The 25,922-nt window shown below is 74.0% G+C and carries 20 protein-coding genes; 7 read left to right on the top strand and 13 right to left on the bottom strand.

Annotated elements, in window-relative coordinates; genetic code table 11:
• Positions 1–46 precede the first annotated feature (46 nt).
• From PUR71_RS09535 to PUR71_RS09525, 3 genes are read left to right on the top strand one after another with little or no spacing between them, the layout of a single operon-like run.
• Positions 47–718: a DedA family protein gene (locus PUR71_RS09535; RefSeq protein ID WP_329926032.1), complete on the top strand. Its 672-nt coding sequence runs from the start codon at positions 47–49 to the stop codon at positions 716–718.
• Between the two features lie 14 nt (positions 719–732).
• Complete coding sequence (locus tag PUR71_RS09530; protein WP_329926030.1) at positions 733–1,800, top strand: sensor histidine kinase; 1,068 nt, start codon at positions 733–735, stop codon at positions 1,798–1,800.
• Positions 1,791–2,435 (top strand): response regulator transcription factor, encoded by a 645-nt coding sequence (locus PUR71_RS09525; RefSeq protein ID WP_329926028.1) that lies wholly within the window; start codon positions 1,791–1,793, stop codon positions 2,433–2,435. Before PUR71_RS09530 ends, PUR71_RS09525 begins: the two co-directional genes overlap by 10 nt.
• Positions 2,436–2,521: 86 nt before the next feature.
• Here the strand turns inward: PUR71_RS09525 and PUR71_RS09520 are convergent, their stop codons facing one another.
• Positions 2,522–3,382, bottom strand: a complete 861-nt coding sequence (locus PUR71_RS09520; protein ID WP_329926026.1) for a polysaccharide lyase — start codon at positions 3,380–3,382, stop codon at positions 2,522–2,524.
• Positions 3,383–3,591: 209 nt separating this feature from the next.
• Between PUR71_RS09520 and PUR71_RS09515 the strand changes: the two genes are divergently transcribed.
• Complete coding sequence (locus PUR71_RS09515) at positions 3,592–4,386, top strand: IclR family transcriptional regulator (protein ID WP_329926025.1); 795 nt, start codon at positions 3,592–3,594, stop codon at positions 4,384–4,386.
• 49 nt (positions 4,387–4,435) lie between these two features.
• Here the strand turns inward: PUR71_RS09515 and PUR71_RS09510 are convergent, their stop codons facing one another.
• Positions 4,436–5,605 (bottom strand): serine hydrolase domain-containing protein, encoded by a 1,170-nt coding sequence (locus PUR71_RS09510; protein WP_329926024.1) that lies wholly within the window; start codon positions 5,603–5,605, stop codon positions 4,436–4,438.
• Between the two features lie 116 nt (positions 5,606–5,721).
• On the bottom strand, positions 5,722–6,273 hold the full coding sequence (locus PUR71_RS09505; protein WP_329926022.1) for an HAD domain-containing protein: 552 nt from the start codon (positions 6,271–6,273) through the stop codon (positions 5,722–5,724).
• 190 nt (positions 6,274–6,463) lie between these two features.
• Here PUR71_RS09505 and PUR71_RS09500 point away from each other — a divergent pair, with 190 nt between their 5' ends.
• Positions 6,464–6,916 (top strand): hypothetical protein, encoded by a 453-nt coding sequence (locus PUR71_RS09500; RefSeq protein ID WP_329926021.1) that lies wholly within the window; start codon positions 6,464–6,466, stop codon positions 6,914–6,916.
• A 5-nt stretch (positions 6,917–6,921) separates the two neighbouring features.
• Here PUR71_RS09500 and PUR71_RS09495 read toward each other — a convergent pair whose 3' ends face one another.
• Together PUR71_RS09495 and PUR71_RS09490 are read right to left on the bottom strand one after the other, a co-directional pair.
• Positions 6,922–8,088 (bottom strand): hypothetical protein, encoded by a 1,167-nt coding sequence (locus PUR71_RS09495; protein WP_329926019.1) that lies wholly within the window; start codon positions 8,086–8,088, stop codon positions 6,922–6,924.
• Entirely contained in the window at positions 8,085–9,008 is a 924-nt protein-coding gene (locus tag PUR71_RS09490; protein WP_329926017.1) for a 5-dehydro-4-deoxyglucarate dehydratase, read from the bottom strand. The genes PUR71_RS09495 and PUR71_RS09490 overlap by 4 nt, the downstream gene beginning before the upstream one ends.
• Positions 9,009–9,188: 180 nt before the next feature.
• Between PUR71_RS09490 and PUR71_RS09485 the strand changes: the two genes are divergently transcribed.
• Positions 9,189–9,995 (top strand): NAD-dependent epimerase/dehydratase family protein, encoded by an 807-nt coding sequence (locus PUR71_RS09485; RefSeq protein WP_329926015.1) that lies wholly within the window; start codon positions 9,189–9,191, stop codon positions 9,993–9,995.
• Positions 9,996–10,013: 18 nt separating this feature from the next.
• Here the strand turns inward: PUR71_RS09485 and PUR71_RS09480 are convergent, their stop codons facing one another.
• From PUR71_RS09480 to PUR71_RS09450, 7 genes are all read right to left on the bottom strand, one after another.
• Positions 10,014–11,387, bottom strand: coding sequence for a sugar porter family MFS transporter (locus tag PUR71_RS09480; RefSeq protein ID WP_329926013.1), 1,374 nt, complete (start codon positions 11,385–11,387; stop codon positions 10,014–10,016).
• A 273-nt stretch (positions 11,388–11,660) separates the two neighbouring features.
• Entirely contained in the window at positions 11,661–12,677 is a 1,017-nt protein-coding gene (locus PUR71_RS09475; protein ID WP_329926011.1) for a hypothetical protein, read from the bottom strand.
• 136 nt (positions 12,678–12,813) lie between these two features.
• On the bottom strand, positions 12,814–13,536 hold the full coding sequence (locus PUR71_RS09470) for a hypothetical protein (protein WP_329926009.1): 723 nt from the start codon (positions 13,534–13,536) through the stop codon (positions 12,814–12,816).
• 43 nt (positions 13,537–13,579) lie between these two features.
• On the bottom strand, positions 13,580–14,641 hold the full coding sequence (locus tag PUR71_RS09465; protein WP_329926007.1) for a hypothetical protein: 1,062 nt from the start codon (positions 14,639–14,641) through the stop codon (positions 13,580–13,582).
• On the bottom strand, positions 14,638–15,933 hold the full coding sequence (locus PUR71_RS09460; protein ID WP_329926005.1) for a CHAT domain-containing protein: 1,296 nt from the start codon (positions 15,931–15,933) through the stop codon (positions 14,638–14,640). Before PUR71_RS09460 ends, PUR71_RS09465 begins: the two co-directional genes overlap by 4 nt.
• 16 nt (positions 15,934–15,949) lie before the next feature.
• Positions 15,950–21,820, bottom strand: coding sequence for an FxSxx-COOH system tetratricopeptide repeat protein (fxsT, locus tag PUR71_RS09455; protein ID WP_329926003.1), 5,871 nt, complete (start codon positions 21,818–21,820; stop codon positions 15,950–15,952).
• 118 nt (positions 21,821–21,938) lie between these two features.
• Positions 21,939–22,682, bottom strand: a complete 744-nt coding sequence (locus tag PUR71_RS09450) for an SOS response-associated peptidase (protein ID WP_329926001.1) — start codon at positions 22,680–22,682, stop codon at positions 21,939–21,941.
• Positions 22,683–22,894: 212 nt separating this feature from the next.
• On the opposite strand from PUR71_RS09450, the gene PUR71_RS09445 reads away from it, so the two are divergent.
• Entirely contained in the window at positions 22,895–23,401 is a 507-nt protein-coding gene (locus PUR71_RS09445) for an allene oxide cyclase barrel-like domain-containing protein (protein WP_329925999.1), read from the top strand.
• Positions 23,402–23,511: 110 nt separating this feature from the next.
• Here PUR71_RS09445 and PUR71_RS09440 read toward each other — a convergent pair whose 3' ends face one another.
• Positions 23,512–25,812: a hypothetical protein gene (locus tag PUR71_RS09440; RefSeq protein WP_329925997.1), complete on the bottom strand. Its 2,301-nt coding sequence runs from the start codon at positions 25,810–25,812 to the stop codon at positions 23,512–23,514.
• Positions 25,813–25,922 lie beyond the last annotated feature (110 nt).

The following is a 25,922-nucleotide window of genomic DNA, read 5'->3' as shown; positions in this document are numbered from 1 at the left end:
GTTGACCGCATGGTGGCGCCTCGGCCCGCCTCCTAGCGTGAAGCGCATGATCACAACACCGGCCTCCGCGCCCTTCCTCACCGCCTCCGCCGAGCCCGCCGGCGGCGTCGCCGGCTGGGCCGTCGACGTCATGGACGCCCTCGGTGCCGCCGGCGCCGGCCTGGCCAACCTCGTCGACACCGTCCTGCCGTTCGTGCCCAGCGAGGTCATCCTCCCCGTCGCCGGGTTCGCGGCCGGGCAGGGCCGGTTGAACCTGCCGGCCGTCATCGCCTGGACCACGGTCGGCTCGGTCGTCGGATCGTGGACCGTCTACGCCGCGGGCGCCCTGCTGGGGCGTGACCGCACCCGCGCGCTCGCCGCGCGCATCCCGCTCGTCCACCTGCACGAGATCGACCGGGCCGAGGCGTGGTTCCAACGGCGCGGCCGCGCCGCCGTGTTGCTGGCCCGCATGGTGCCGGTGGTGCGCAGCCTCATCTCCGTCCCGGCCGGGATCCAGCGCATGCCGCTGCCGGCCTTCACCGCCCTGACCGCCATCGGCAGCCTCGTGTGGAACACCGTGTTCGTGTTGTTGGGATACTGGCTCGGCGACAACTGGCGGTTGGTGGAGGAGTACGGGCGATGGGTGTCGACGGCGGTGGTGGCTCTGGCGGTGCTGGCGGTCGCCCGCTGGTTCCTGGTGCGGGTGCGCCGCCGCCCGAGCGCCCGGCACCGGTCGTGAGGACGGTGCGTGCCGTGGCCGGCCTCGCGCTCGGCGCGGTGTCGGCGTGCGCGGCGCCCGCAGTCCTGGCCGCGGGGGCGTTGTCGCGGTCCTCCGGGCCGGTGGTCCGCCTGGCGGCGCTGGAGAAGCGGCGGGTCGCCGCCCTGCTCGGCGGCGCCGCCACTCCGTGGGAGGACATCGAGCCGCGGCGGGCCGCCGCCTACCTGTGGTGCCGCGTTCCGGTCGGGCTGCTCGGCGGCGGGGCGCTGCTCCTGCTGGCGGCGGGCGCGTGGACGACCGCGTCGGGACTGTCGCGCTGGCTGGGCGGGCAGGACGCCGACGGCATGGCGCCCACGTGGCCGGTCGCCGGGTACCTCCTCGTCGTCGGCCTCCTGCTGCTCTTCCTCGACCTGGCCGGCCTGGCCGCCGTCGCCGAACTGGAGCGGAGGCTGGTGCACCGCTTCCTGGGCCCCGACGAACTCGCCCGGCTGCGCCGCCGGCTCGACGAACTGGCCGCCACGCGCTCCGGGATCGTCCAGGCCGTGGACGCCGAGCGGCGCCGCATCGAGCGCGACCTGCACGACGGGCTGCAGCAGCGGCTGGTCGTGGTGGCGATGCTGCTCGGACGGGCCCGGCGCAGGAACTCGGACGAGCTGTACCGGCAGGCGCAGACCGAGGCCGAACAGGCCCTGGAGGAACTGCGGCAGGTGGCGTGGCGGGTGTACCCGGCCTCGCTGGACGAGCTGGGGCTGCGCGAGGCGCTGGCCGTGGACGCCGAACGCTCGCCGCTGCCCGTGCGGTTCAGCGGGGACCTGGCCCGCCGACCGGCCCCGGCCGTCGAGACGGCCGCGTACTTCGCGGTGCGGGAGGCCCTCACCAACGCGGCCAAGCACGCCGGGGCCACCCGGATCGACGTCACGATCGGCCAGGACGGCGACGTGGTACGGGTGTCGGTGCGCGACGACGGCCGCGGCGGCGCCGACCCCGCCGGTCCGGGACTGTCCGGGCTGGCACGCCGCATCGCCGCTCTGGACGGGCATCTGACCGTCGACAGCCCGCCGGGCGGCCCCACGCACGTCGCCGCGGAGTTGCCGTGCGGTTGATGATCGCCGAGGACTCCGCGCTGCTGCGTGAGGGCCTGGTCCGCCTGCTGGCCGACGAAGGTCACGAGGTGACCGCCGCGGTGGGTGACGCGGACGCGCTGCTGGCCGCCGTCGCCGCCGACCCGCCGGACGTCACCGTCCTGGACGTGCGCATGCCGCCGAGCCACACGGACGAGGGGCTACGGGCCGCGCTGCGCCTCCGGTCCGCGCACCCCCGGGTGGGAGTGCTGGTGCTCTCGCAGTACGTGGAGCAGCGGTACGCCGCCGAACTGCTGGCGGCCGACACCCGGGGCGTGGGGTACCTGCTGAAGGACCGGGTCGCGCGGGTGGAGGAGTTCCTGTCCGCGCTGGAACGGGTGCACGCCGGTGACACGGTGTTCGATCCGGAGGTGGTGCGCCGCCTGCTGGCGCGCACGCGCCGCACCGACGACCTCGATCTGCTGACGGGCCGTGAGCGCGACGTGCTGACCCTCATGGCCCAGGGGTGCACCAATGCGGCCATCGCGCAGCAGCTGTTCGTCTCCAGGAGCGCGGTGGAGAAGCACACCAACGCGGTGTTCGACAAACTGCGGCTGCCCCGTGACGACGGTACGAACCGCAGGGTGCTGGCGGTCCTGCGGTTCCTGGGGAGCTGACCGGCGGGGGGAAACTCCTACTGGTCGGGCACGGTTGGCCGGACGGTTGGGGGCTTCGGGCGCCGGTGGCGGGGGAACGGGCGGTGTCAGTGCTGGACGCCGGTGGCGAGGCTGAAGTGGGCGAAGTACGCGTACTGGTCGGTGGACGGGCCCCACGACGTGTCGTGGCCGCCGTAGAAGGTCGAGAAGAACACGCCGCTGAAGGGTATCGACGCGAAGTCCGGGGCGCCCGCGCCGGGCTGGGTGAGGACCTGGGTGCCGTCGAGCCAGACGGTGATGTCGCCGCTGGTGCGGTCCACGAGCTGCTCGACGCTGTGCCAGGCGCCGTCGGCCGGCCACTGCCAGGAGCCGAGGCCGAGGTCGACGCCGTAGCCGGTGGGGCCGGAGTTGGTGGGGGTGTAGAGGTACACCTCGCCGTCGCCCGCGCCGGAGCCGGGGTTGCGCCACATGTAGCGGGTGGACCACGCGTTCCCGTGGTTGCCGCCGGACGCCTCGCCGGGGGAGCCGCCGTACAGGCCGGGGAGCTTCCCGGCCTTGCCGAAGTCGAAGCCGGCGGGCAGCTTGAGGCCGTACTTCAGGTCCAGGGTGGTGGAGTTGGCGAGGTCGCCGAGCCCGAGGGTGGAGAGATCGGTGTAGAACTGGCCGCCGCCGCTGGAGGGGCAGTCGGAGCAGGAGTTGGCGGAGGACCCGGCGCCGTAGAACACCTGGAGCGCGGAGCCGTCGCCGGGGGCGGAGGGATCGTTGACGAGGCTGAGGTTCTGCTGGCCCCACTTGCCCTTCGTGAGGGTGCCCCAGGAGTTGGTCCAGGTGCTGGTGCCGTAGCCGGTGAAGTCGCCGGTCCAGCCGGCCGCGTCGGTGGTCTTCGCCTCGAGCGCCGTGGTGGTCGGGAGGGGAGCGGCGGCGAGAAGGGCGAGGGAGGCACACAGGGCGGTGAGCAAGCGCTTCATGACTGTCCTTCGACTCTGGAGACGGGGGGAGGTCGTGCTGCGTCGTGCGGAGGCGGGAGCGGGGCCGCTCTCCATGACACGGCGGTGGACGTGTCCCAGTCAAGAGTCTGGACAAGGTTCAAGGATGTGAACGCTCCGTCGGTTTCGGCGCCGACGGCCCGGCTATATTGCTCTCGCAGTCCACGCGCACGCGAACAGGGAGGACCCCGATGGCGCAGCCGAGTTCCGCCGCCACCGCCGCCACGGTCACCGCCGCGGCGGGCGTGAAGTCCGCCGTCCGCACGGTCGAGGTGCTGGAGTACTTCGCCGAACGCCCCGGACTGCACAGCCTCGCCGACGTCCAGGAGGCCCTCGGCTACCCGAAGAGCAGCCTCTACATGCTGCTGCGCACGCTCGTCGACCTCGGCTGGGTGGAAACCGACCTGACGGGCACCCGGTACGGCATAGGGGTACGGGCCCTGCTCGTCGGCACCGCCTACATCGACGGCGACGAGGCCGTCGCCGTCACCCGTCCCGCGCTCGACCGCCTCGCCGACGACACCACCGAGACCATCCACCTCGCCCGGCTCGACGGCACGGACGTCGTCTACCTCGCCACCCGCGCCTCCCAGCACTACCTGCGCCCGTTCACCCGCGTGGGCCGCCGCCTGCCCGCCCACGCGACGGCCCTCGGCAAGGCGCTGCTGGCGACGCTCCGGGACGAGGAGGTCGAGCGGCTGCTCCCCGAGCGCCTGGAGCCGCTGACCGACCACACCCACACGACCCGGGCGGCGCTGCTCGACGACCTCCGGGCCATCCGCGAACGCGGCTTTGCGACCGACCGGGAGGAGAACACCCTCGGCCTGTGCTGCTACGCCGTCGCCGTCCCGTACCGCACACCGGCGCGGGACGCGGTCAGTTGCTCCGTCCCGATCGCGCGGCTCACGCCGGGGCGCGAACAGATGATCCGCGACGCGCTGATCGAGGCCCAGGAGCGGCTGGTGCTGGCGACGCGTCACCTGTGAGGTCCGTCCGGGTCCGGTAGGGCTCCGCGGCTGACCGGGTTCAGCGGGCTCAGTGCGCGAAGGGGCCGAACACGGTCACGGCGAGCCGGAGGGCCGGTGCCGGGGTGCCGCTGCTGCTGCCGGACGAGTAGACCAGCCGCCGGCTCAGGTCCGGGGTCGCGAAGATCCCGTCGGAGTAGCCGAGATCGTGGCCGGTCTTGCCCCAGACCACCGTGCCGTCCTGCAACGGGATGGCCATCAGCCCGGCGCTGTAGCAAGCCCGGCCCTTGTCCGGTCCGAACTGGCAGTCATCGGGGGCGAGCGAGGGCACCAGCTGCCCGGCGGCGTCGCGCGGGAGGGTGAGCAGGTCGCGCAGCTGCTGCGGCGGCAGGAGTTCACCGTCCAGCAGGGCGCGCAGGAAGCGGTCGAGGTCGGCGGGAGTGGAGACCATCGACTCGGGATTGCCGCCCTGTTCGGAGACGTCCACGGGGGTGTGGCTGCTGTCGTCGAGGTAGCCGGCCAGGTGCGGGGTGGGCAGCCGCGGAGCGCCCTCGGTCACCTCGGTGTGCCGCAGACCGAGCGGGCGCAGGATGCGGGCGGTCACCTCGTCCTTGAACGAGCGGCCGGTGACCTGCTCGATGATCCGGCCCGCCACCCGGTAGTTGATGTTGTCGTACCGCTGCGCGCTGCCCGGCTCGAAGACCGGTCCCGGCCACGGCCGGTCGGTGGGGCGCAGCGTCCGCTGGATCACCTCGTCGAGCGACTCGACCATGAACCGGTCGGCGATCACGTCGTCGTTGCCGGCGTCCTCGGGGCCTTCCACGACCGGCGGCAGGCCGCTGGTGTGGTTGAGCAACTGCCGGACGGTGACCGGCCGGAAGGCGTCGGGCAACGCGCCGGGCAGGTACTGCTGGACGGTACCGTCCAGGTCGATCCGGCCCTCGGCGGCGAGCTGGAGCAGCACGGCGGCGACGAAGGTCTTGTTGATGCTGCCGATCCGGAAGGACGCGTTCGGTGCGACCGGCTCGCCGCTCACCGGGTCGTCGTCGCTGCCCCGCCAAGTCCGCCCGTCGACGGCCACCCTGGCGATCGCCCCGGCCGCCGGATCCCCGGCGCGGGTGGCGAAGGCGGCCTGAAGAGCACCGTCGTCCGGTCCTGCCGCCAGCGCGGGCGACGGCGCCGCGGCGAGTAACAGCCCGGCGAGGACGGGGGCTGCGAGGGCGGTCCTGACGATGGCCATGAAGGGCTCCTGGTCCTACGGGTGTGATCGGATTCGTGTCGATCATGCGGGCGGCCCGGTGCGGCCGGCATCAGGGACCGTCCCCGAGGCACCCCTGAGGCTCCCCTGACTGATCGTCAGGGCAGGAGGGTTTCGGCCCATCGGCGGAGGGCGGCGAAGTCGTCGGCGGTGAGGCCGGTTCGGTCGTCCACCCGGTGGAGGAGCGCCGGGCCGTCGTGGTGGGTGTCCGTCCAGGCGCGGTCGGCGTCGGTGATCTGGTCGTCGACCCACGCGAACGGGCGGCCCTCGGCCCAGGCGACGATCTGCGGGGTCTTCCAGAAGACGCCGTGGGGTGGGGCGGGCCGTGGCTCGGACCACGTGATGACGGGAAGGGCGGGCAGCCCGAGGACGGGGGAGATGACGGTGTTGGCTTCGTCCTCCCAGGTGGTCGCCCAGACGAGATCGAACGGGAGAGCGGCCAACTGCGGCCCGTGGTCGGGGTTGAGCCAGAGCCGGAGAGGCTTGGGCGCCTTGTTCGGCAGCCCCCACTCGACGAGCCGCCGCCGCTCTGCGGCCTCCCAACGGGGCGTGAGGACCCGGTGCGTCTCGTACCCGGCGGGCCGCCGGTGCGGCTTGCGGGCGGCAGGGTTCAGCGGCCCGTCGACGTCCAGTAGCAGCAGCGGCCGCATGGGCGCACCCCCTTCGTGATCTTCCTGGGGACGGTAGCGGGGTGGGGATGGCGACGGCGATCGATTTACGGCCCGCTCGGCCGGGAGTCCCACGGCGTGGGCCAGCCAGTCGTTGCCCCAGGAGCTGGACTCCGATCACCTGCGGAATTGGGTTGCACCGGCCCCGTGATCTGCGGCGATACTGCGGGCCATGAGCAGAATTGCCGAGGTCATCGTGTTGGCGAAGGACGCGGAGGAGGTCATGGAGCCGCTCACCCGGCCCGACCCCGCACGCACCTGGCTGGGGTGCTTCGCCGCGATGCGGCCGGGGGGTGACTGGGGCTTCGGCTGGGGTGCGGAGTTCGAGCACATGAGTTGGAGGTCCGGGTTGCTGAAGCACCTGGAGTCCCTGCCGTGGCCCCGCCCCGAGACGGTGCAGGTGCTGATCCACGACGAGGAGGACGACTGCTTCGGCCTCTGGATGATCCACGGTGGCCGGTTGGTGGAAGTACCCCTTCCCCACACCCGGCGGGCCTGGTGGAGCGGGGCCCCGGAGGAGGGCCACGCACCCGACCCCGGGATCCTGAGCCGAACGGACTGCGGCCCGGTGGACTGGCCGGAGGAGGTCGAAGGCGGCGACCACTCGCGGCCGGCGGCCTGGTGACCTGCTCAGGTGCGTCGCCCGGGGAGCCCGGGTTGCCGCACCTTCTCGACGGTGGCGCGGACGGCGGCGAGGTCCTGGTGGGAGGCCAGGCCGAGGTGGTACAAGCGCAGCTCCGCCGCGCCGGCCGCGGCCAGGTCGGCGCACCAGGCGGGCAGGTCGGCGGTGTCGCCGCCGAGGCCGGCGACGGCGCCGACGGTGGCCACCACTCGGCGCCCGGCGTAGGCGGCGACGGCTTCGAGGGCGGTCCGTGAGCGGGTGGGGGCGAGCAGGACGGGCGTGGCGCCACGGGCGTCCTCGGGTGGGAGGCCGGGCGAGGGCCCGAAGCCCAACGGGTCCGGCCGGGCGTGCAGGAGGACGGGGAGGTCCGGCCGCTCGGCCGCCACGGCCGCCAGGACGGTCCGTCGCAGCTCACCAGCCGCGCGCACCCGCATCCGGGCCACGGCCTCGGCCGACTCGGGGTCGAGCGCCGCGTCCTGGACGGCACCGCCGAAGACCGGTTCGAGCGCGTCCCGGACCTTCGCGCGCAGGGACCACGGCTCGGCGCCCTCCGCCGCGTAGCCGTCCCGGCAGTGCGGACAGAAGCAGAGCGAGAACAGCAGCCGAGCCGACGGCGGCAAAGGCACCCCCGCGACCTTGTCGTGTGCGTGGAGATGATCGAAGCCGTACCAGCCGCAGGACTCCAACTCCAGCCCCGATATGCCCGGTTGGGCGGCGACCTCGGCGGCCAGCGTGGCGCAGTAGAGTCGCACGGCGGGGGAGGAGACGCACAGCGCCCACGGGTAGCGGTCGCCGTGGGCGTTGAGGACGGCCGCCTCGGGGTGACGTACGCCGAGGTGCTGCCCGTGCGCGAGGACCGTCCAGGCGTACGTCTCCACCCCGGCTGCGGCCAGCGACTCCACGGCCCGGCCGAAGGAGCGCGGCGACCACGGCGCCTCGAGGGGGCGCAGCCGTCCGGGGCCGGACCAGCGGTCCTCGTCGGGCCGGTAGTAGACGGCGGCGTGCTCGGCGGTGACGACCTTGTGGCGCGGGTGGCGGGGTGTCAGCGCGCGCACGCTGTGGTACGCGGCGGCGACGGCGGCCCGGCGGATGCCGAGCCCGGCGAGGCGCTCGCCGCAGGCCGGGTCGCCGTCCGCGTCCCAGGGGTAGAGGTACGCGCCGAACTCCGGTGTCACGCCAGCGCCTCCCGCGTGCGGTCGACGAGCTCCAGCAACGCCCGGACGTGCTCCGGCGCCGGTTCCGTCAGTGGCGCGCGCACGCCCCCGACCGGGTGGCCCACGGCCCGCGTCGCCGCCTTGACCAGCGACACCGCGTAGCCGGGACGCAGGTTGCGCAGCTCGACGTAGGGGCGCAGGAAGAGCTCGATCAGCATCGTCAGCGTGCCCCGGTCGTCCTCGGCGAAGGCGCGGTGGAAGGCGAGCGCGACGTCCGGGGCGAAGCAGAAGACGGCGGAGGAGTAGAGCCGCACGCCGATCGCCCGGTAGGCGAGCTGGGTCATCTCGGCGGTCGGCATGCCGTTGAAGAACAGGAAGTCCGGATGGCCGGCGGCGCGGACGGCGCTGACGGTGCGCAGCATCCGGTCGAGGTCGCCGAGGCCGTCCTTGAAGCCGATGACGCCGGGCAGCGCGGCGAGCTGGGCGACGGTGCCGGGTTCGTAGGCCGTGTGGTCGCGCTGGTAGAGGATCAGGTCGAGCGGCGTGGCCTCGGCCAGGGCCGCGATGTGGCGGAGGAGACCGTCCTGGCCGTTGCCGGGGCCGTACGGGGGCAGGACGAGCAGGGCGTCGGCGCCCGCGTCCTGCGCCGCGCGGGCGTACTCGAGGGCGAGCGCGGTGCCGTAGCCGGTGCCGGAGACGACGGGCACGCGCCCGCCGGCGGCGTCGACGGCGACGGAGACGCAGCGTTCGTACTCGGCGGGGGCGAGGGCGGGGAACTCGCCGGTGCCGCAGGCGGCGAACACGGCGGCGGGGCCGTCGTCGAGCCGCGCGTCGAGGTGGGCGCGGTAGGCGCCGGGGTCGAAGGAGCCGTCGGGGTCGAAGGCGGTGACGGGGAAGAAGAGGAGCCCGTCGAGCGCGGGCGGTCCGGTGCGTGCGGGCACGGGGGCGGGTCCCTTCGTGGAGGTCGTCCAGCGGTGGGAACACGGAGGAGCGTAGGAGGGCCCGCGCGCGGAGGTCAAGGGATCGGCGTTCGAGTACCTGAATGTCAGTCATTCTTGTGAACTCGCTTGAACCTCTGTGACCATGGACCCGGACACCCGTCCCCGGCCAAGGGAGTCACCGTGCCCCGCATCCTCGTCACCGGCGCGGCAGGCGCCGTCGGCAGCCTCGTCCGCCCCCGGCTCGCCCGCCCCGGCCGCACCCTCCGGCTGCTCGACGTCATGCCGCTCGAACCCGGCGAGGGCGAGGAGGCCGTCCAGGCATCCGTCACCGACGCCGACGCGATGCGCGCCGCCTGCGAGGGCGTCGACGCCGTCATCCACCTCGGCGGGATCTCCCTCGAAGCCCCCTGGGAGCGGATCCTCCACGTCAACATCCACGGCACCTACACCGTCTTCGAGGCCGCCCGCCGCGCCGGCGTGCCGCGCGTCGTGTTCGCCTCCTCCAACCACGTCGTCGGCTACCGCACACCCGCCGAGTACCCGCTCACCGCCGACACCCCGCCCCTGCCCGACACCTACTACGGGGTCTCCAAGGCGACCGGCGAGGCCCTCGGCGCCCTCTATCACCACCGCTACGGCCTCGACGTCATCTGCGTCCGCATCATGACCTGCTTCGCCGAGCCGCCGAACCCCCGCGCCCTCTCCACCTGGCTCTCCCCGGACGACTGCGCCCGGCTGCTGGAGGCCTGCCTGGCCGTCGAGAAGCCCGGCTACCGCATCGTCCACGGCGTCTCGGCCAACACGCGCGGCGGCTGGGTCTCCCTCGACGAGGCCCGCGCGCTCGGCTACGCCCCGGCCGACGACGCCGAAGCCCACGCCGAGACCGTGCACGCGGCGCACGGCGAGCCCGCCCCCGACGACCCCGTCTTCGCCTACCTCGGCGGGCCGTTCACCTTCCCCGACCTCGACGCCGACCGCCTGCAATGACCCCGAGGTGCGTAAGGCTCAGGTGCGCAGGCCGAGTTCGATCTGCTCCAGGGAGCGGCCCTTCGTCTCCGGCACGAGGCGGAGGGTCAGCACCAGCAGTGCCGCGTTGACGCCGGCGAACACGTACATCGAGGTACCGACCCCGAGGTGGTGGCGGTCGGACATGACCGGGTAGACGGCGGTGACCACGCCGGTCGCGGCCCACAGCACCACGGCGGTGACGCCCGTCCCGGCGCCGCGCGCCTTGAGCGGGAACACCTCCGCCATCATGACCCACACCACCGCGCCCCAGCCCAGCTCGTACCCGGCGAGGTAGAGGACGAGCAGGACGACGGTCAGCGTGCCGAGGGTGCCCTTGTCGTGGACGTGGGTGACGACCCAGCCGGTCAGGGCCAGCGTCACCACCATCACGGCGCTGCCGATCAGCAGCAGCGGCTTGCGGCCCCAGCGGTCGACGACGAACACCACCCACGCGGTGAACGCGAGCTTGGTGACGCCGAGGATGATCGCCGAGAACAGCGCGGTGTCGGTGGTGAGTCCGAGCGAGACGAGCATCGTCGGGAAGTACGCGTTGATCGCGTTGACGCCGCCGAACTGCTGCCCGACCGCGAGCAGCAGGGCCACCAGCAGCATCGGCCGCACCCAGGGCGCCCACAACTCCCGTACACGGTAGGCGCTCTGCGTGGCGTCGAGCCGGATCACCTCGCGGATGGCGGCGAGTTCGGCGTCGACCTCCCCGGCCGGGTGGGTGGCGGCGAGGACGGCCCTGGCCTCGTCCTCCCGGCCGAGGTTGACCAGCCAGCGCGGCGTCTCCGGCAGGAACGCGAGCCCGGCGACGAGGATCACGGCGGGCACCAGCGCGCCGGCGAACATCCAGCGCCACAGGTGGTGCGGCTGGAGCCGGTAGTCGACGAGGAACGCGATCAGGATGCCGCCGACGATGAAGATCTGGTTGAGCGAGCCCATCGCCCCCCGGATCCGGGCGGGCGCGAGCTCGGACAGGTACGTCGGCACGGTGGCCGAGGAGAGCCCGACCCCGAGTCCGAGCACCGTCCGGAAACCCACCAGGGACGCGAAGTTCGGCGCGAACGCGCAGGCGAGCGTACCGACGATCACGACACCGCCGGCCGCCATGATGCTGCGGCGGCGGCCGATCCGCCCGTTGAGCCGCGCGGCGAGGCCCGCGCCGAGCATCGCGCCCGCGGACAGCGAGGCCGTCAGGACGCCCTGCTCGAAGCCGGACAGCTGCCAGGACTCGGCGACCACCACGAGGATGCCGGCGATCACGCCGAGGTCGTACCCGAAGAGGATGCCGCCGAGTACGCCGAAGGCGTACAGCAGGACGGGATTGATCCTGCGAGGAGCGGAGGGAGTGGGACCGGACCGGCTCATGGCGGATCGCCTCGTCTCGGGGATGGCGCGCGAGTGGTGGGTGCCGTGCGAGGGAGGTGCGGTACGGGGAGTGAAGCGGGCGGAAGGGTGGTGGTCAAGACCTCTCGTCCAGATCCGCGAATCCGGGGAGATGTCGAATGTGATGCTCTGGGCCGGTACTTGACGATTGGCCCGTTCAAGGAGCTGAATCGTGGCCCGGATTCGGAACGCCAGGGAGCGACGAGGGCCCCTGCCCGGTGCGGGCAGGGGCCCTCGGGGCGTCGGACGACGGTCCTAGACCGGGCTGCCGGGCTTGCCCGAGTCCTTGGCCTTCACCTGGCCCGACCACGGGGTGAGGGAGGAGTAGACGCACAGGCCCTCGCGGTCGTCGAACAGCCACCAGCGGCCCTGGCTCGGGTAGAAGTACCCGATCATCCCGTCCTCCGGGAGGTCGGCGGAGCTCGCCCGCGCCTGGCACAGCTGACGCGTACTGGCCTCGACGCTCGCGACGCCGGGATAGCGGCCGCTGCCGGGGAGCGTCACCGTGGCGAAGACCTCCAGCCGGTGCGGCTGGGCGCACGGCACGATCTGGTAGTGGTCCGACCCGCTCCGGTAGGAGTGGATGTCGTCGACCGCGCAGTCGCCCTCCTTCAGGTACCAGGAGCCGGCGCGCCCCGCGACGACCGGGTGGCCGTCGGCGCCGCGCGTCGGGCCCGACGTCAGGTCGTGGTACGCGAAGGCCATGATGCCGCCGACCATGGCGAGGAAGATCGTCCAGGTGACGGACAGCACCAGGGCGACGGCGGCGAAGCCGAAGCCGCCCTGCCGGCGGCGGAAGATCCGGCCGAACGAGCCGACGGCGAGGCCGATCGACACCAGCGACAGCGGCGGGAGGAACCCGAGGAGCCCGAGCACGAAGGAGGCGACGGCCATCCCGCTGACCTTGGCCTTCGGCTGCGGGACGACGGGCGGCGGCACGGGGGCACCGGGCGCGCCGGGGGTGTACGGCGGCCAGGCCTGCCGGCCAGGGACCGGCCCGAACTGCCGCCCGGCGGCGAGGCCGGCGCCGGACGGGCCGGTGGCGTACGGGTTGTGGTTGACGTCCGGTGCGGCGGACGGCGCGGGGACTGCCGGGGCGGGCGCTGCGGGGGCGGGCTGGGCGTCCTCCGGCTTCGGTGCGGCGCTCGGCCCGGCGCTCGACCCAGGGCCCGGCTCGGCGATCGGCCTGGGCTCGGCACCGGGGGTCGGCGGGGCGGCCCACGGGTCGGTGGTGGCGGGTTCGGCGGACGAGTCGTCAATGGGCCGTGACACGGTGGCTGCTTTCCCCGGCGTGGTTCGGACGAAGGGCCCGCTCCGGGCGGGCCGCCCGGCGAATATAGCCGATCATCAGACCGATGCTCACCCGAGATCTTCCGTGGGCGAACGGCCGGCTCCTGCGAAGGCGCCGTCAGTGGTCGAAGTCGTGGCAATCCCATGGCGCGACGACCGCGCCCGGCGCCACGAACGCCGCGGGGATCCCGACCAGCCGCAGAAACGATTCGCCACTGTCGTCCTCCGGCCCGTGTTCCATCTCGACGGCCAGGATGCCGAGGAACCCCCGCTCGAAGTGCAGCTCCGCGCGCACCGGCCGGGCCGGAGGCCGCCCGGTCAGGACGCCGAACACGCCCACGCCGTCGGCGGTCTCGTCCACCACCTCGTGGATCTCGAACCGCCAGTGGTCGGCGGCCAGCGCCATGAGCCACCGGCCCTGGTCGCGGTGGAGCAGCACCACGTCCTGCCGGGCCCGGACGAGGTCGGCGAGCACGCAGCACACCTTGAGACCGGGCAGGCGCGGGCCGCCGGTCCGGCCGAAGTCGGGGTCGGGGAAACGATTCAGCAGCGTCCGGAGGAGGTCGAGCGCTGCCGAGGCGGCCCGCCGGTGGCCGTGTTCGACGACGTCCAGCAGGATCGGCGCCGCGAGTGCGGCGGCCGGGTTCACCGTGCCCTCGAAGTCGTCGGTGATGGCGCTCTCCAGCAGCCTGGTCATCGCGTCCGCGGCCTGGTTGAGGGTGGCCGCGCCGGCCAGGGCCCGCAGGTTCACCGCGGTGGCGGCGTTCTCGGGGTCCCGGCGGTGCGGGTGTGCCTCCCAGTCGACGGCGTCGATCGCTTCGAAGATCGCTTCCAGCTCCACGCGCGGCATCCTGCCAGATGCCCGGCCCGCCCCCGTGCGGTTTTCAGCGCGAGTGTGACGCCAGGCTCAGCAGCAGGTGCGCCGACTCCGGGTGCTGGAAGTCCGAGTGCGCGCCCGCCGGTGCCAGTCGGGTCGCCGGGCCGCCCCGGTACACCTCGCTCGCGTCCACGTTCACGATCGGGTGGTCCAGCACCTCGTGCGGGTACGGCGAACCGGCCGGGCGCAGCGGCGTGGAGAACTGGTGCACCGGCGCCACGCCCGTGCCGGAGTGGCCGATCCCCGGGCGGCCCTCGGCCCGCAGGTGCCAGAAGCCGGTGGCGCGGTCCCAGCGGGAGTGGGTGAGCACGAGCGGCCCGCGCAGCGGTGCGGCGTGGGCCGGTTCGCCGCCGGACTCGGGGAACAGGCGGGGGAAGAGCCGGGAGAAGGCGTCGCGGGGCGCGGCCATCTGGAAGACGAGCGCGCTGTCGACGGTGAACGGCCGCGCCGGATCGCCCGGCCGGCTCCAGCTCAGCACCCGGGGCCCGGCGGGCCGCCCGGCCGCGTGCTGGACGGCCTCGCACAGGAACCGCCCGCCGAAGGAGTGCCCGACCAGGTGCAGGTACTGGCCGTTGCGGTTGGCCAGCACGGCGGGGTCGGCCGGGTGGCCGCGGTCGGCGTCGAGGTACCCGAGCAGGTGGCCGAGCACGTACCCGGCCTGCCCGCGGCCGGGCGCGCTCATCGCGTGCGCCCGTTCGCGGATGCGGCGGTACCCGCCGAGCGACGGGAGGCTGGACGACGGCCAGCGCACCACGACGCACCACGGCCGGTAGCCGCGCGCCAGGCCCGGGTACGCGCCGGGGCGGGCCCGGTGGAGGCCGGCGGCGCGCGAGAGCAGCGCGCCGGCCGCGCGGTCCGCCGCGGCGGGGCTGGTCTGCCAGCCGTGGACGTACACGTAGACGTCGGTGGCGCGCTCCGGCACGCGCAGGCGCCGGGCGAGGTGCTCGGCGACGCGCGCCTCGGGCACCGGGGTGCGGGTGCCGGGGACGAGCAGCCGCCCGTTCTCGTCGAGGTCCACGGTGACGGGCCGGACGGCGGGGGTCGCTCTCGTGGTCGGACGGCGGGTCACGGGGTGAGCTCCAGGATGCTGTCGATGCCGCAGTGCAGGGAGTAGGTGAGCGCGAGCGGGTTGCCGTGCTCGCGGGCGAAGCGCCGGACGAGGGTCTGGGTGATCTCGCCCGCCGTGAGCCCGCCGGTGAGGTAGAGGTCGAGGAAGGCGAAGGCGTACTCGGCGGCGAACACCTGCGGGATCTCGATCTGCGGCCCGAGCACGCCCTCGGCCCCGAGGTCGACCAGCGCCCGTCCCAGGTGGTCGAGTTCGCCCTCCGAGGACTGCCCGGTGTGGCAGGCGTTCAGGAGCACGAACGGCCGGAACATCGCCTCCGGGGCGTCCAGGTGGCGGCGCCGGTGGCGGCGCACGAGGTCGGCGTCGATGTGCCGGTCGTCGGAGAGGCGCACGGCGAGCTGCTTGAAGGGGGAGCCGTCGGCGACGAACTGGCCGTGGCACCAGAAGTACATGACGTCCTCGTCGAGCACCGCACGCGACAGGGCGTCGAGCAGGCCTCGGGACTCGGTGCGGACGGTGAGGTGCGAGCGGTCCTCCAGCAGCTTGCGGACCTCGGGGGCGCGGCCGATGGATTCGAGGGTGTCGTCGGTGTTGAGGCTGGTGATCGGTCGGGGACGGGCCGGGTGGGGCGGCTGGATCGGCGGGTAGGCGGCCCCGGTCTGCTCGATCTGGTGGCGGTGGCCGAGGAAGTCCGCCCACGGGTCCGGGCGACCGTCGGGGCCCGGGCCGCCGTCGACCGCGAGCATCGGCCACGGCAGGTGCAGGTCGGAGTCGAAGCTGATCCGCAGCGGGCCGTGCTCGGTGAGCGTCCGGTTGAGGTACTCCCGGAAGACGGTCAGCTCCCGGCCCGGCCCGTCGAGCATCGTCTCCAGGAAGTACCGCCCCTCCTCGGCGAGTTCGGCCGCCCGGCCCTCGGCGACCGGCCGCAGGTGGGAGACGTCGACGGCGGAGGCGAACGGGTAGTCGTCGGGCATCCCGAAGTCGTCGACGGTCGCGTACCGGACCAGCTGGTCGCGCCAGGTGGTGCGCAGGCGGGCGGCCTTGGCGAGGAGCTTCGTGCCCGAGACCGCGAGCTCCGCGCGGTGCGGGCGGGTGCGCGGGGTGCGCTCGCCGGGGCGGAACGCGGAGAGGTGGAGGCTGTCGTCGCGGTGGCGGCGCAGGGAGACGATCAGGTCGAGGGGGAGGGGAAGCGGGTCGTCGGCGTCCTCGGCCTCCCTCGGGCCGCGCTGGCGGGGCAGGCGGGTGAAGTCCGCGGACGGGTTCTGCCGGATCTCGACGAGGAGCTCCTGGGGCACGGGGGTACTCCTGGGGTCAAGGCTGGCTGATGATGGCGCCGAGCGCGTAGCCGTCGTCGGGTCCCTCGCCAGGGCGGACGGGTTCGCCGACTTCGGAGCCGGGGCTCCCTCGCCCGTCCACGACGGCGGAGAGTTCCTTGGGGGCAGCGCTCCGGTGCGGTGGCATGGACGGCACGTCCACGACGGCGTCGAGGTCCTGGAGGGCGGCGCCGTGGCCCGCGTCGTACACGGTGATCCGCACCCGGTGCCGGCCCGGCACGGCGGGTGTCAGTGCCAGGACGGCCGGTTCGCGGCCGGGGGTGTAGGCGGCGACGGGCGGTTCGAGGACGGCGTCCGAGGCGACGGCGGCGACGAGTCGCAGGTCCGGCAGCTCGCGGGGGTCGGCGCCGGGCGCGGCGGGCTCCAGCCGCAGTTCGAGCCGGACGGTGGCGCCGGGCGCGGGTTCGTCGAGCAGGGTGAGCCGGGGGTGCCAGGCGCTGCGGGACACCGTCACGGCCGCCCGCCGGGCCCGCCGGGCGGGGAGCGGGAGGTCGGGCACGGCGGTGAGGGCGGGCGGCTCCGCGGATCCGTTGAGCGTCGTCCGGCTCTCGGCCGTCAGCGGGTGTTCTGGGCCCATGACGGCCTCCCGCGCGAACCGGACGGCGTCGAGGAGTTCCTGCGCCGCCTCCGGCCGGCCCGCCCCGGCGAGGGCCCGGGCGAGGCCGACGGCGAGGGTGGGGTGGAGGCCGAGCACGTGGGGCCGCTCGACCCCGGCGGACAGGACCCGCTCGTCGAGCCTCCGGTGCCCGTCGGCGAGCAGGGCGGGCGCGCTGGATCCGGCGGGCGGCAGCAGCTCCGCGACGACACCGGAGTAGACACGGACGGCCCCGGCGTGGTCCCCGGCCCGGAGGCGGGCGTAGGCGAGGCTCTGGCGGATGCTCAGGGTGCCCGGGTGGCGGGGGCCGTGTGCCTCGGTGACCTCGTCGGCGAGCTCCGCCAGGAGCACGACGGCGCGCAGTGGGCGGGGGCCGTCGGCGAGGACGAGGCCGTGGATCTCGCGGGCGAGGAGGGCCCGGGGGTCGACCGGGTCCAGGGTCTCGCGCGTGCGGGCGACGAGTTCGCCCGCCAGACGGGTGGCCGCCTCCTGGTTGCCGCCCGCCCGGTGCGCGAGCGCGAGGCTGCCCTCCGTCCCGAGGACCATCGGATGGGCGGCGCCCAAGTGCCGGGTCGCGTCGGAGACCAGGGCGGTGTAGTCGGCCACGGCGGCGTCGGCGTCACCGGCCAGGAGCCGGGTGTCGGCGAGGTCGCGTCGCGTCGTCAGCACCTGGAGGCTGCCCCCGCCGAGGGCCGGGGTCGCTTCCGCGAGCACGTCCTCGTAGCAGGCGACGGCTTCGGCGTAGTGCCCGGCGTCGCGGTGGTTGAGGGCGATGTCGTCCCAGGCGCCGAGCGTCAGGGGGTGCCCGGCGCCGAGGGCGCGGACGCGACCGGAGCGGACGCGCTCGAAGACGGTGGCGGCGCGGTCGTGCTGCCAGGTGCGGCGGAGCCCGTGGCCGAGCTTGTCCGCGGCGGTGAGGGCGTCGGGGTGGTCGGGGCCGTGGAGGCGGGCGTGCGCGGCGAGGACGGCCTCGCGTTCGGCGGTCGCCGCGCGGTGGCGTCCGGTCAGGGTGAGGGCGGCCGCGAGGCTCTCACGCTCGTCCAGGGTGTCCGAGTGGTCCGGACCCTGAAGGCGGGAGCGGTCAGCGACCAGCCGCTCATAGAGCTCCACGGCTTGCGCGGTCTCGCCGAGTTCGCGGTAGGTCCAGGCCACGTCGGACCGCAGCCCGAGAACGTGAACGTGGTCCGGGCCCTGGAGCCGGGTCTGGTCGGCGAGCAGTCGCTCGCGGTCCTCCAGCGCGCGGTGGAGGAGGCCCGCTTCCTGGCGGATGGCCGCGAGGGTGGCGCGTTCGCTGAGGGTGCTCGAGTGGTCGGGGCCCTCGACTCGGATCCGGTCCTGAAGCAGATCTTCCAGGAGGTCGGCTGCGAGGCGCGTGTTGCCCGCCATCTTGTGCGTCCAAGCGAGGACGGACCTGGTGGTGAGGGTTTCGGAGTGGTCGGGCCCCTGCAGTCGTAGCCGATCTGAATACAAGGCCTCACAGAGCTGTGTGGCCCGCGGGAAGGCGTTGACTTCTCGGTACTCAATAGTGAGCCACAAGCGGTCGTTCAACGCGGAAGGGTGATCGGCGCCGAGAATGCGCGCACGGTCGGACGCCAGCGATTCGAAGAGGGCGATCGCCCTGCGATGGTCGCTCGCCGCCCGGACGGCCCACGCCAGTGTGGACCGGGCGTGGAGGGTTTCCGTGTGGTCCGGTCCCAGCGATCGGGTCCGGGCTGCCAGGACTTCTTCGGCGATCTCCACGGCACGGCGGTGGTCTTGCGCGGCCGAGCAGCTCGAGATCATTCCGGCGCGGGCCTGGAGCGTGTCTTGGTGGTCGGGGCCGTGGAACCGAGTGCTGTCGGTCACCAGGGCGTTGAAGAGTTCGAGTGCACGTGTGTGGTGGCCGGCGTCGCGGTGCGTCGTGGCTTGCCACCATCGGTTGTTGAGCGTCTCGTGGTGGTCGGACCCGTACACCCGGGTGCTGTCGGCGACGAGGGCGTCGAAGAGTTCGAGCGCGCGCGCCTGATCGTTCGCGACCCGGTGTGCAAGGGCCTGCCACCAGCGGATGGTGAGCACAGTGGGGTGGTCAGCGCCGAGGACACGAGTGCCGACGGCGGCCAGCGTCAAGTAGAGGTCGATCGCGCGCCGGTGGTCGCCCGAGATCGTCAGGGACCGGGCCAGGGCCAGGAGGTCGTTCAAGGTCTCCGGGTGATGCGGGCCTTCCACGCGGGCCCGATCGGCGGCGAGCTCCTCGAACAGCGGGATGGCCTTGCGGACATCGCCGCTGTCCCGGTGCGTGGCGGCGAGCCAGTGCCGGGAGTCCAGGGTGTCGGGATGGTCCGGGCCCAGCACCCGGGTGCGGTCCTCCAGGAGCACGAGGTAGGCCGCCAGGGCACCACGGTGGTCGCCCGCGAGCTGGCAGGCGGAGGCCAGCCAGTAGCGGCTGGTCAGGGTGTCCGGGTGGTCCGGCCCCAGGATCCGGGCTGCATCGGCCGTGAGCGCCTCAGACAGGGTGAGCGCGTGGCGATGGTATCCGGCGACTCCGTGGGCGAGGGCTTGCCACCGTCGGGCGCGGAGGGTGTCGGGGTGGTCCGCCCCCTGGATCCGGGTGCGGTCCTCGACCAGCGCGTCGCACAGCTCGACCCGCCGCCGGTGGTCCCCCGCGTCGCCGCAGGCCTGCGCGAGGCCCAGCCGCGCGTTGAGCGTCTCCCCGTGGTCCGGGCCGTGGACACGGCCGTGCTCCTCGACCAGCCGCTCCCACTCGGCGAGCGCCGCGCGCGGACGCCCGGCGGCCTGCAACGCCCAGGCGAGCCGGTGGCGTTCGGCGAGGGTGTGCGGGTGGTCCGGGCCGTGGAGCCGGATGCGGTCCGCCACCAGGCGCTCCCGCTCCGGGAGTTCCTGCACGGCCGGCCCGGCGAGGCGCAGCGCGAACGCGAGGTCGCCGCGCTCCTCCAGGACGTCGGGGTGGTCGGGCCCCTGGACGCGCTCGCGGTCTTGCACCAGCGCCCGGTGCAGTTCGACCGCGCGCCGGTGGCGGCCGGCCTCGCGGTGCGCGCGGGCGAGGCCGGTGCGGGCGGCGAGCGTCTCGGGGTGGTCGGGGCCCAGGGTGCGGGCGTAGTCGGCGACGGCCTCCGTGTACTCCGCGAGGGCCGCGGCCGGGCTGCCCGCGTCGCAGCGCGCGAGGGCGAGGCGGCAGCGGGCGGCGAGGGCCTGCGGGTGGTCGCGGCCCTGGACGCGCTCGCGGTCGCGCACGACCGCCTCGTAGCCCGCCACCGCCGCCGGGTGGTCGCCCGCGACGGCGTGCGCGGCGGCCAGCCAGCCGCGGCTCGTCAGCGTGTCGGGGTGGTCCGGGCCGAGCACGCGGATGCGGTCGGCCACCGCCTCCTCGTACAGGGCGACGGCCAACCGGTGCTCGCCCGCCGTCAGTCGGGCGAAGGCCAGGCCGATCCGGCGGGTCAGCGTGTCCGGGTGGTCGGGGCCGAGGACGCGGGCGGCATCGGCCAGCACGCTCTCGAACTCGGCCACCGCCTCCGTGTGCCGCCCGGCCACCTGGAGCGCGTACGCGAGGCCGGCCCGGCTGGACAGGGCGCCCGGGTGGTCCGCCCCGAGCACCCGGGCCCGGTCCGCCACGACCGAGACGAACTCCTCGACGGCCAGCGCATGCTGGCCTGCCCGCCGGTACGCGTGGCCGAGCGTGTTGCGGTCACCGAGGACCGCCGGGTCGTCGGGCCCGAGCAGGTGCAGGCGGTCCGCGATGACGGACCGGGTCAGCGCGATCGCCCGGGCCGGGTCGCCGGTGCGGGCGTGCAGCTCGGCGAGCCGGCCGCGGGTGGCGACGGTGTCCGGGTGGTAGGTGCCCAGCAGCCTCGCCTGGCCGTCCGCCAGTGCCGTCACCAGCGGGAGCGCGAACACCCGCTGCGCCTTGTCGGTGAACTCCTGCGCCGCCAGCCGGTAGAGCGCGACGGTCTGCGCGGTCGGCCGCTCGGACGGGCCGGTGGCGGCCAGCTCGCGGATGTGCGGCAGCAGCGCCCGGCGGATCCGGGGGTCGTCCGCCGACCACAGCCGGGCCGCCGCCTCGGCGAGTTGCTGCTCGGCGCGCCCGCGCATCCTCCGCCCGCCGTCGGCGGTGCGCAGCACGCTCTGCAGCAGCCGGTGCACGGCGACCGTGGACGTGCCGAGGGTGATCAGGTTGTAGTCGGCGAGCAGCCGGAGGGCGGCGGCGACCTCGTCCGGCCGGCGCGAGCCGAACGGGACCAGGGCCTCGCGCGGCAGTGCCTCGGGGGCGTACCAGGCGAGGGTGCGCAGCAGCTCGACGGCGAACGGCGCGGTGGTCTGGACGGTGTGCAGTGTCGTCTGCCACAGCCGCGCGACCGTGTCGAGCGTCGTCGGCCGGTCGGAGGTGTTCGGGCCGGCGGAGCGCAGCAGACGGCGGCGGTAGGCCGCGAACGTGGTGCGGGTCTGCTGGACGAACGCGCCGGCCTGGGCGAGGGCGAGCGGCAGGTGGCCGAGCTCGTCGGCGAGCGAGCGGGCCTCGGCCTGCTCGTCCGCGTCCACGGCGGCGCCGGGATAGGCGGTGTCGCACAGCAGCCGCGCGGCCTCGGGCCCGTCGAGCACGTCGATCCGCACCCGCCGGATGCCCGGGTGCCAGCCGCCGGCGCGCCGGCTGGTGACGAGCTGGTGGCCGCAGCCGAGGAGGCGGCCGAGGTAGGGGGTGAGGTGGAGCGGGTCCTCGGCGTTGTCGAAGACGAGCAGCCAGCGGTCGTGCGCCCGCAGCCAGGCCAGCGCCCACTCGACCTGCTGGCCCGGCGACGCGGTGAGCGCCCACGACGGGTACAGCTGGACGGCGAGGTCCGCGAAGGCCTCGGCGAGCTGCTCCTCGGACTCGGCGGTGATCCACCAGATGAGGCGGTAGTGGTCGGCGTGCGCGTAGGCGTAGTGCAGGGCGAGCGTGGTCTTCCCGACGCCGCCGAGGCCGTGCAGCGTGGTCGCCTGGGTGACGAGCCCGCTGCCGTCGCCGTCCGCGAGCGCCTCGCCGATGGCCTGCAGCGCGGCGTCCCGGCCGACGAAGCCGCCGCCGGAGCGCGGCGGGAGGTTGTGCCAGGGCGGGGTGGCCTCGACGCTGAGCGCGGCCCGCGCGGCGGCGGGCGGCAGGACGACGCTGCGCTGCTCGGTGTGCGGGTTGACGGCGGTGGCGGAGGGCGCCGACGGGCGGCGGCGCTGCTCGAACGCGTCGTGGTCGGGCAGGCCGCCCTCGGGCCGGGCGTGGGTCGTCATCGACGTGATCATCGTGTGCTGCCCACCCCCCGTTGACGTTTGCTCGCCAACCGTAACGGTGGATCAGCGGGCTGTCAGCGGATTCGGGCAGGTGGGTGAGTCGGTGGGTGATGTCCCGTCAGTCCGCGAGCCCCAGTGGGTCCTCGGCGCCGTCGAGGAGCTCCGGGCCGTTGGAGCGCACGCTGTTGACGGCCGTCGACACGGCCCGCACGCGCAGGGCGCCGTCGGCGGGGCGCCGCAGCAGGTGGTGCAGTTCGGTGGGGTCGGTGACGTCCGGGGCGAGCCAGGTGGCCACGTCGTCGGGGGCGATGGTGAGCGGCATGCGGTCGTGGACGCGGCCGGCGGTGTCCGTCGCGTCGGTGGTGATGATGGTCGCGGTGGCGAGCCAGGCGGCGGGGTCGTCCTCGGCGCGGGTGCGGTCGCGCCAGAACTCGTACAGGCCGGCCATCAGCATCACCGAGCCGGTGCTGAGGAAGTACGGCTGCTTGTACTTCTTGCGGTCGGCCTGCGCCGGGACTTCGCGCCACTCGAAGTAGCCGTCCGCCGGGATCACGCAGCGCCGGGCGGTGAAGGCCTTGCGGAAGGCGGGCTTCTCGTGGACGGTCTCCGAGCGCGCGTTGATCATGCGCGCGCCGCCGGACGCGTCCTTGGACCAGGACGGGACGAGGCCCCACCGCAGCGGCCGGAACCGGCGCAGCAGCTCGCCCGTCTCGCGGTCGACCCGTTCGAGCACCGCCGGGACGGGGTCGGTCGGCGCGACGTTCCAGCTCGGGGCGAGCGCCTCGGCGGGGTCCCAGCGGAGCTCACCGAGGAGGCCGACGAGGTCCTGGGGGGTGGTGGTGGAGACGAAACGGCCGCACATGCTCCCCACCCTGCCACTCCCGACCGACAAACGCCTTCACCGCCCACCCGTTCCGGGAATCTCGGCGAATGCTGACCGGGAGCTGTTCTGCCGTGGGGCTGAGCGGTCGAATCCGCCGGTGGGTCGTGCGGGGAGGAACCGGTCGATGACGGGGTCGAGGTTATGAATGGGACGCCTGGCCTCTCATGAACACCGACCTCAGGAGCCACACGATGCGCCCCATCAGAACGGCCTGTCTCGGCGCGGCCGCTGCGCTGGTCACCCTCCTCGCCTCCGCCCCGGTCGCGACCGCCGCGACGAACACCGAATCGCCCACCCCCCAGACCCGGGACCGGGTCATCACGCTCATCGGTCACCTCGCCCAGCAGTCGTTCTTCCCCGTCAACCCCGGCGGCGCCCCCGCCCAGGGCGACCGGACCGTCTTCCGCTCGGTCCTCTTCGACCTGGACGGCAACCAGCTCGGAGAGACCGACGGCACCTGCACGACCACCCGCACCGACAACGGCGGCGCCGAGGAGTGCACGGTGACCTACACCATCCCGGGTGGCCAGATCACCGCCCAGGGGATGGTCTTCGGCAACCTCAACCCGGGCCCGCCGCCTTCCTTCGACAACGCGATCACCGGCGGTACCGGGGACTTCGACCGGGCCCGAGGCTCGATCCACGCCGACACGGTCGCTCCGGGCACGAGGCGTTTCACGATCGACCTCGACCGCTGATCGACCCTTCTCCCGCCCGCGGCCGTGCTGACCGGCATCGGCCGCAGGCGGTGCCTCTGCGCGCCGCGAACCCGGACACAGGGACGACGGGGCCCCGTCCTGACCCGAGCCTAATCGGAGACGGAGACGGTCAGCGTCTCACCGGGGGCGATGTGGAGCGGCGTCGTGGTGGGCCGGGTGGCCTGTGGTGTGCCGTTGATGGTGAGGGTGGGGTGCGTGCCGGGGAAGTGGGGGGTCCAGGTGAGGGGGGTGGGGCCGGTGTTGGTGAGGGTTGTGGAGTGGTGGCCGTCCTGGCGGAGGGTGATCCGGGTCGTGCCCACCGGGATGTCGGCGACTTGGAGCCACGGCATCGAGGTGGGGAGGTGGGACGTGGTTTCCACGGAGTCTGTGGCGGCGTCGGGGGTGAGGCCCAGGAGGCCTTGGACGGTCTGGGAGAGCAGGGTGAAGGGGATTTCGGGGTAGTCGCCGTTCAGCATGCGGCCACTGGTGTGGATGTCGGGGGTGGCTTCGTAGATGGTGCGCATCCACTTCCAGGCCGTGTCTCCGTCGCCGGCCGCGAAGAAGGCGTCGGGGAGGTAGGTGTAGGCCTCCAGGTTGTCGGAGCGTTGGGGGCCGGAGTCCTGGGCGTCGAGGTCGGCGAGGAAGGCGTCACGGCGAGGGCCCGGGTCCAGGAGGTGTTTGGCGGGCATCAGGATGCTCGCCTCGTAGCCCCAGTCGGTGAGCGGACGGCCGCCGGTGTCGTAGCCGTGGACGATGGTGCCGGGGTGGTGCGGGTCCACCGTCCAGACGGAGTTCGCGTAGTGGCGGAGGGTTTCGGCAGCCTGGCGGTGGGCGGCCGCGGTGGAGCGGTCGCCGCGCGCGTCGGCGAGGGTCGCGGCGGCGAGGTAGGCCTGGTACTGGGCGGCGAGGGCGTCGCCGGCCTCGGCGTAGGTGGCGGTGGCGTTCTCGGCGTAGCTCGCGGTGCCCTGGAAGATGTTGCGGCTGGTGGCCTGCGGGATCGGGACGCCGCCGTCGTCGACCGGGCCGGGGTGGCGGGTGATGTACGGGCCGAGGGTGTTGCGGACGTAGCGGGTGAGGACGGGGTCGTCGGTGTAGTCGTGGTCGCCGGTCCAGCGGTAGGCCTCGCCGGTCTTCTCCACGAGCTCGAAGGGTGCGGGGAGTTCCCGGACGAAGCTGCTCGGGCCGCGGTAGTCGATGCTGCCCGGGGTCTTGGCGTCGAAGTTGACGGACCACACCGGGTCGAGCCCGTTGGTGTCGGTCGCGGAGGCGGCGAAGGCGCGCAGCATGGTCTTGTTCTGGGCGTCGAGCCCCAACAGGTGGGCGCCGAGCAGCTGGTGGGCGAAGTCGCGGCTGTAGAAGTCGGAGCGGAACGGGTAGCCGGCCCAGTAGGTGGTGTCGTAGGCGGCGGTGCCCGTGCCGTCGGGGTGGTTCTCGTCGAGGTTGAGGACGCCGGGGGCGCCGGCCTGCTGGACCCAGCTGTTGGCCTTGGTCTTGGCCCAGTCGAACAGGGCGACGACCTCCGGGTCGGAGGAGTCGATCAGCGGGTCGTTCGGGGCGGAGGGGGCCACGGAGGCCTCGTCGACGTTGACCCAGCCCGTGGGGGAGGAGCCGATCGCGAGCGTCAGCCGGTCGCCCGGGGAGAGGTGGATGCGGGGGAGGGTGTACTTGCCGTAGACGGGCTGGGCGGGGAGGGCGAGTCGGCGGACGACGGTGCCGTTGACGGTGGCCGAGAGCGTCCCGCCGGCCGCGCCGCTCGCGATCCACGCGGACAGGTCGTACGTCCCGTCGGTGACGGCGGTGATCTCCTGGCTCACCCGGAGGCCGGTGCCCGCGTCGAGGTAGGCGAGGCGGGTGCCGGTGTGCGGGTTGTTGGTGGCGATGCCGGTGTGGGCGGTGAACGTCCAGCCGGCGGGGCCCGTTTCGAAGCCGGGGTTGGTGAGGAGGAGCGGCTCGGTGCGGGTGAGCGTCCAGCGCTGGGCGGGTCTCGGCGTGCAGGGCTCGGCGCGGACCGGGCCGTTGTGGTGGGGCGTGAGGCAGCGGCCGTCCGTGGTGAGGGTGTCGCCGCCGGGGACGGGGGAGACGGTGAAGCGTGCTGCGGCGCCGCAGTCGGTGGCGGTGAGGTCGGTGGCGAGGCAGCGGCCGGTGGCGGCGTTGGTGAGGAGGTAGCCGTCGGGGCTGCGGTGCAACTGCCACCGTTGGCTGAGCAGGCCCTGGCAGGCGGCGGTGACGACCGGCGTGCCGAGGGCCGGTTGCGCGAACCGTGGGCCCAGGCAACTGCCGTCCGCGGATGAGGAGATGACGTACGTGGCGCCGTCCACCGGCACCTCGGCGGAGGCGTGGGCGGGCGTCTGGCCGGCGAGGACGGCCAGCATGGCCAGGCCGGACAACGCGGTGCTGGGTACGGGAGGCATCAGCGGCTCCTATGAACGTTCAAATCGCGGCGGACCAGTGCGGGACGACGGGCGGGACGAGGGGCGGGACGGGCCGGGACGACCGCGGATCGAGGGTGGGACACCTGCGG

The organism is Streptomyces sp. SP17BM10, assembly GCF_036322405.1.
GTDB lineage: Bacteria > Actinomycetota > Actinomycetes > Streptomycetales > Streptomycetaceae > Kitasatospora.
Note: the sequence above shows the minus strand (reverse complement) of the source record. Positions and strands in the feature narration are given on the sequence as shown.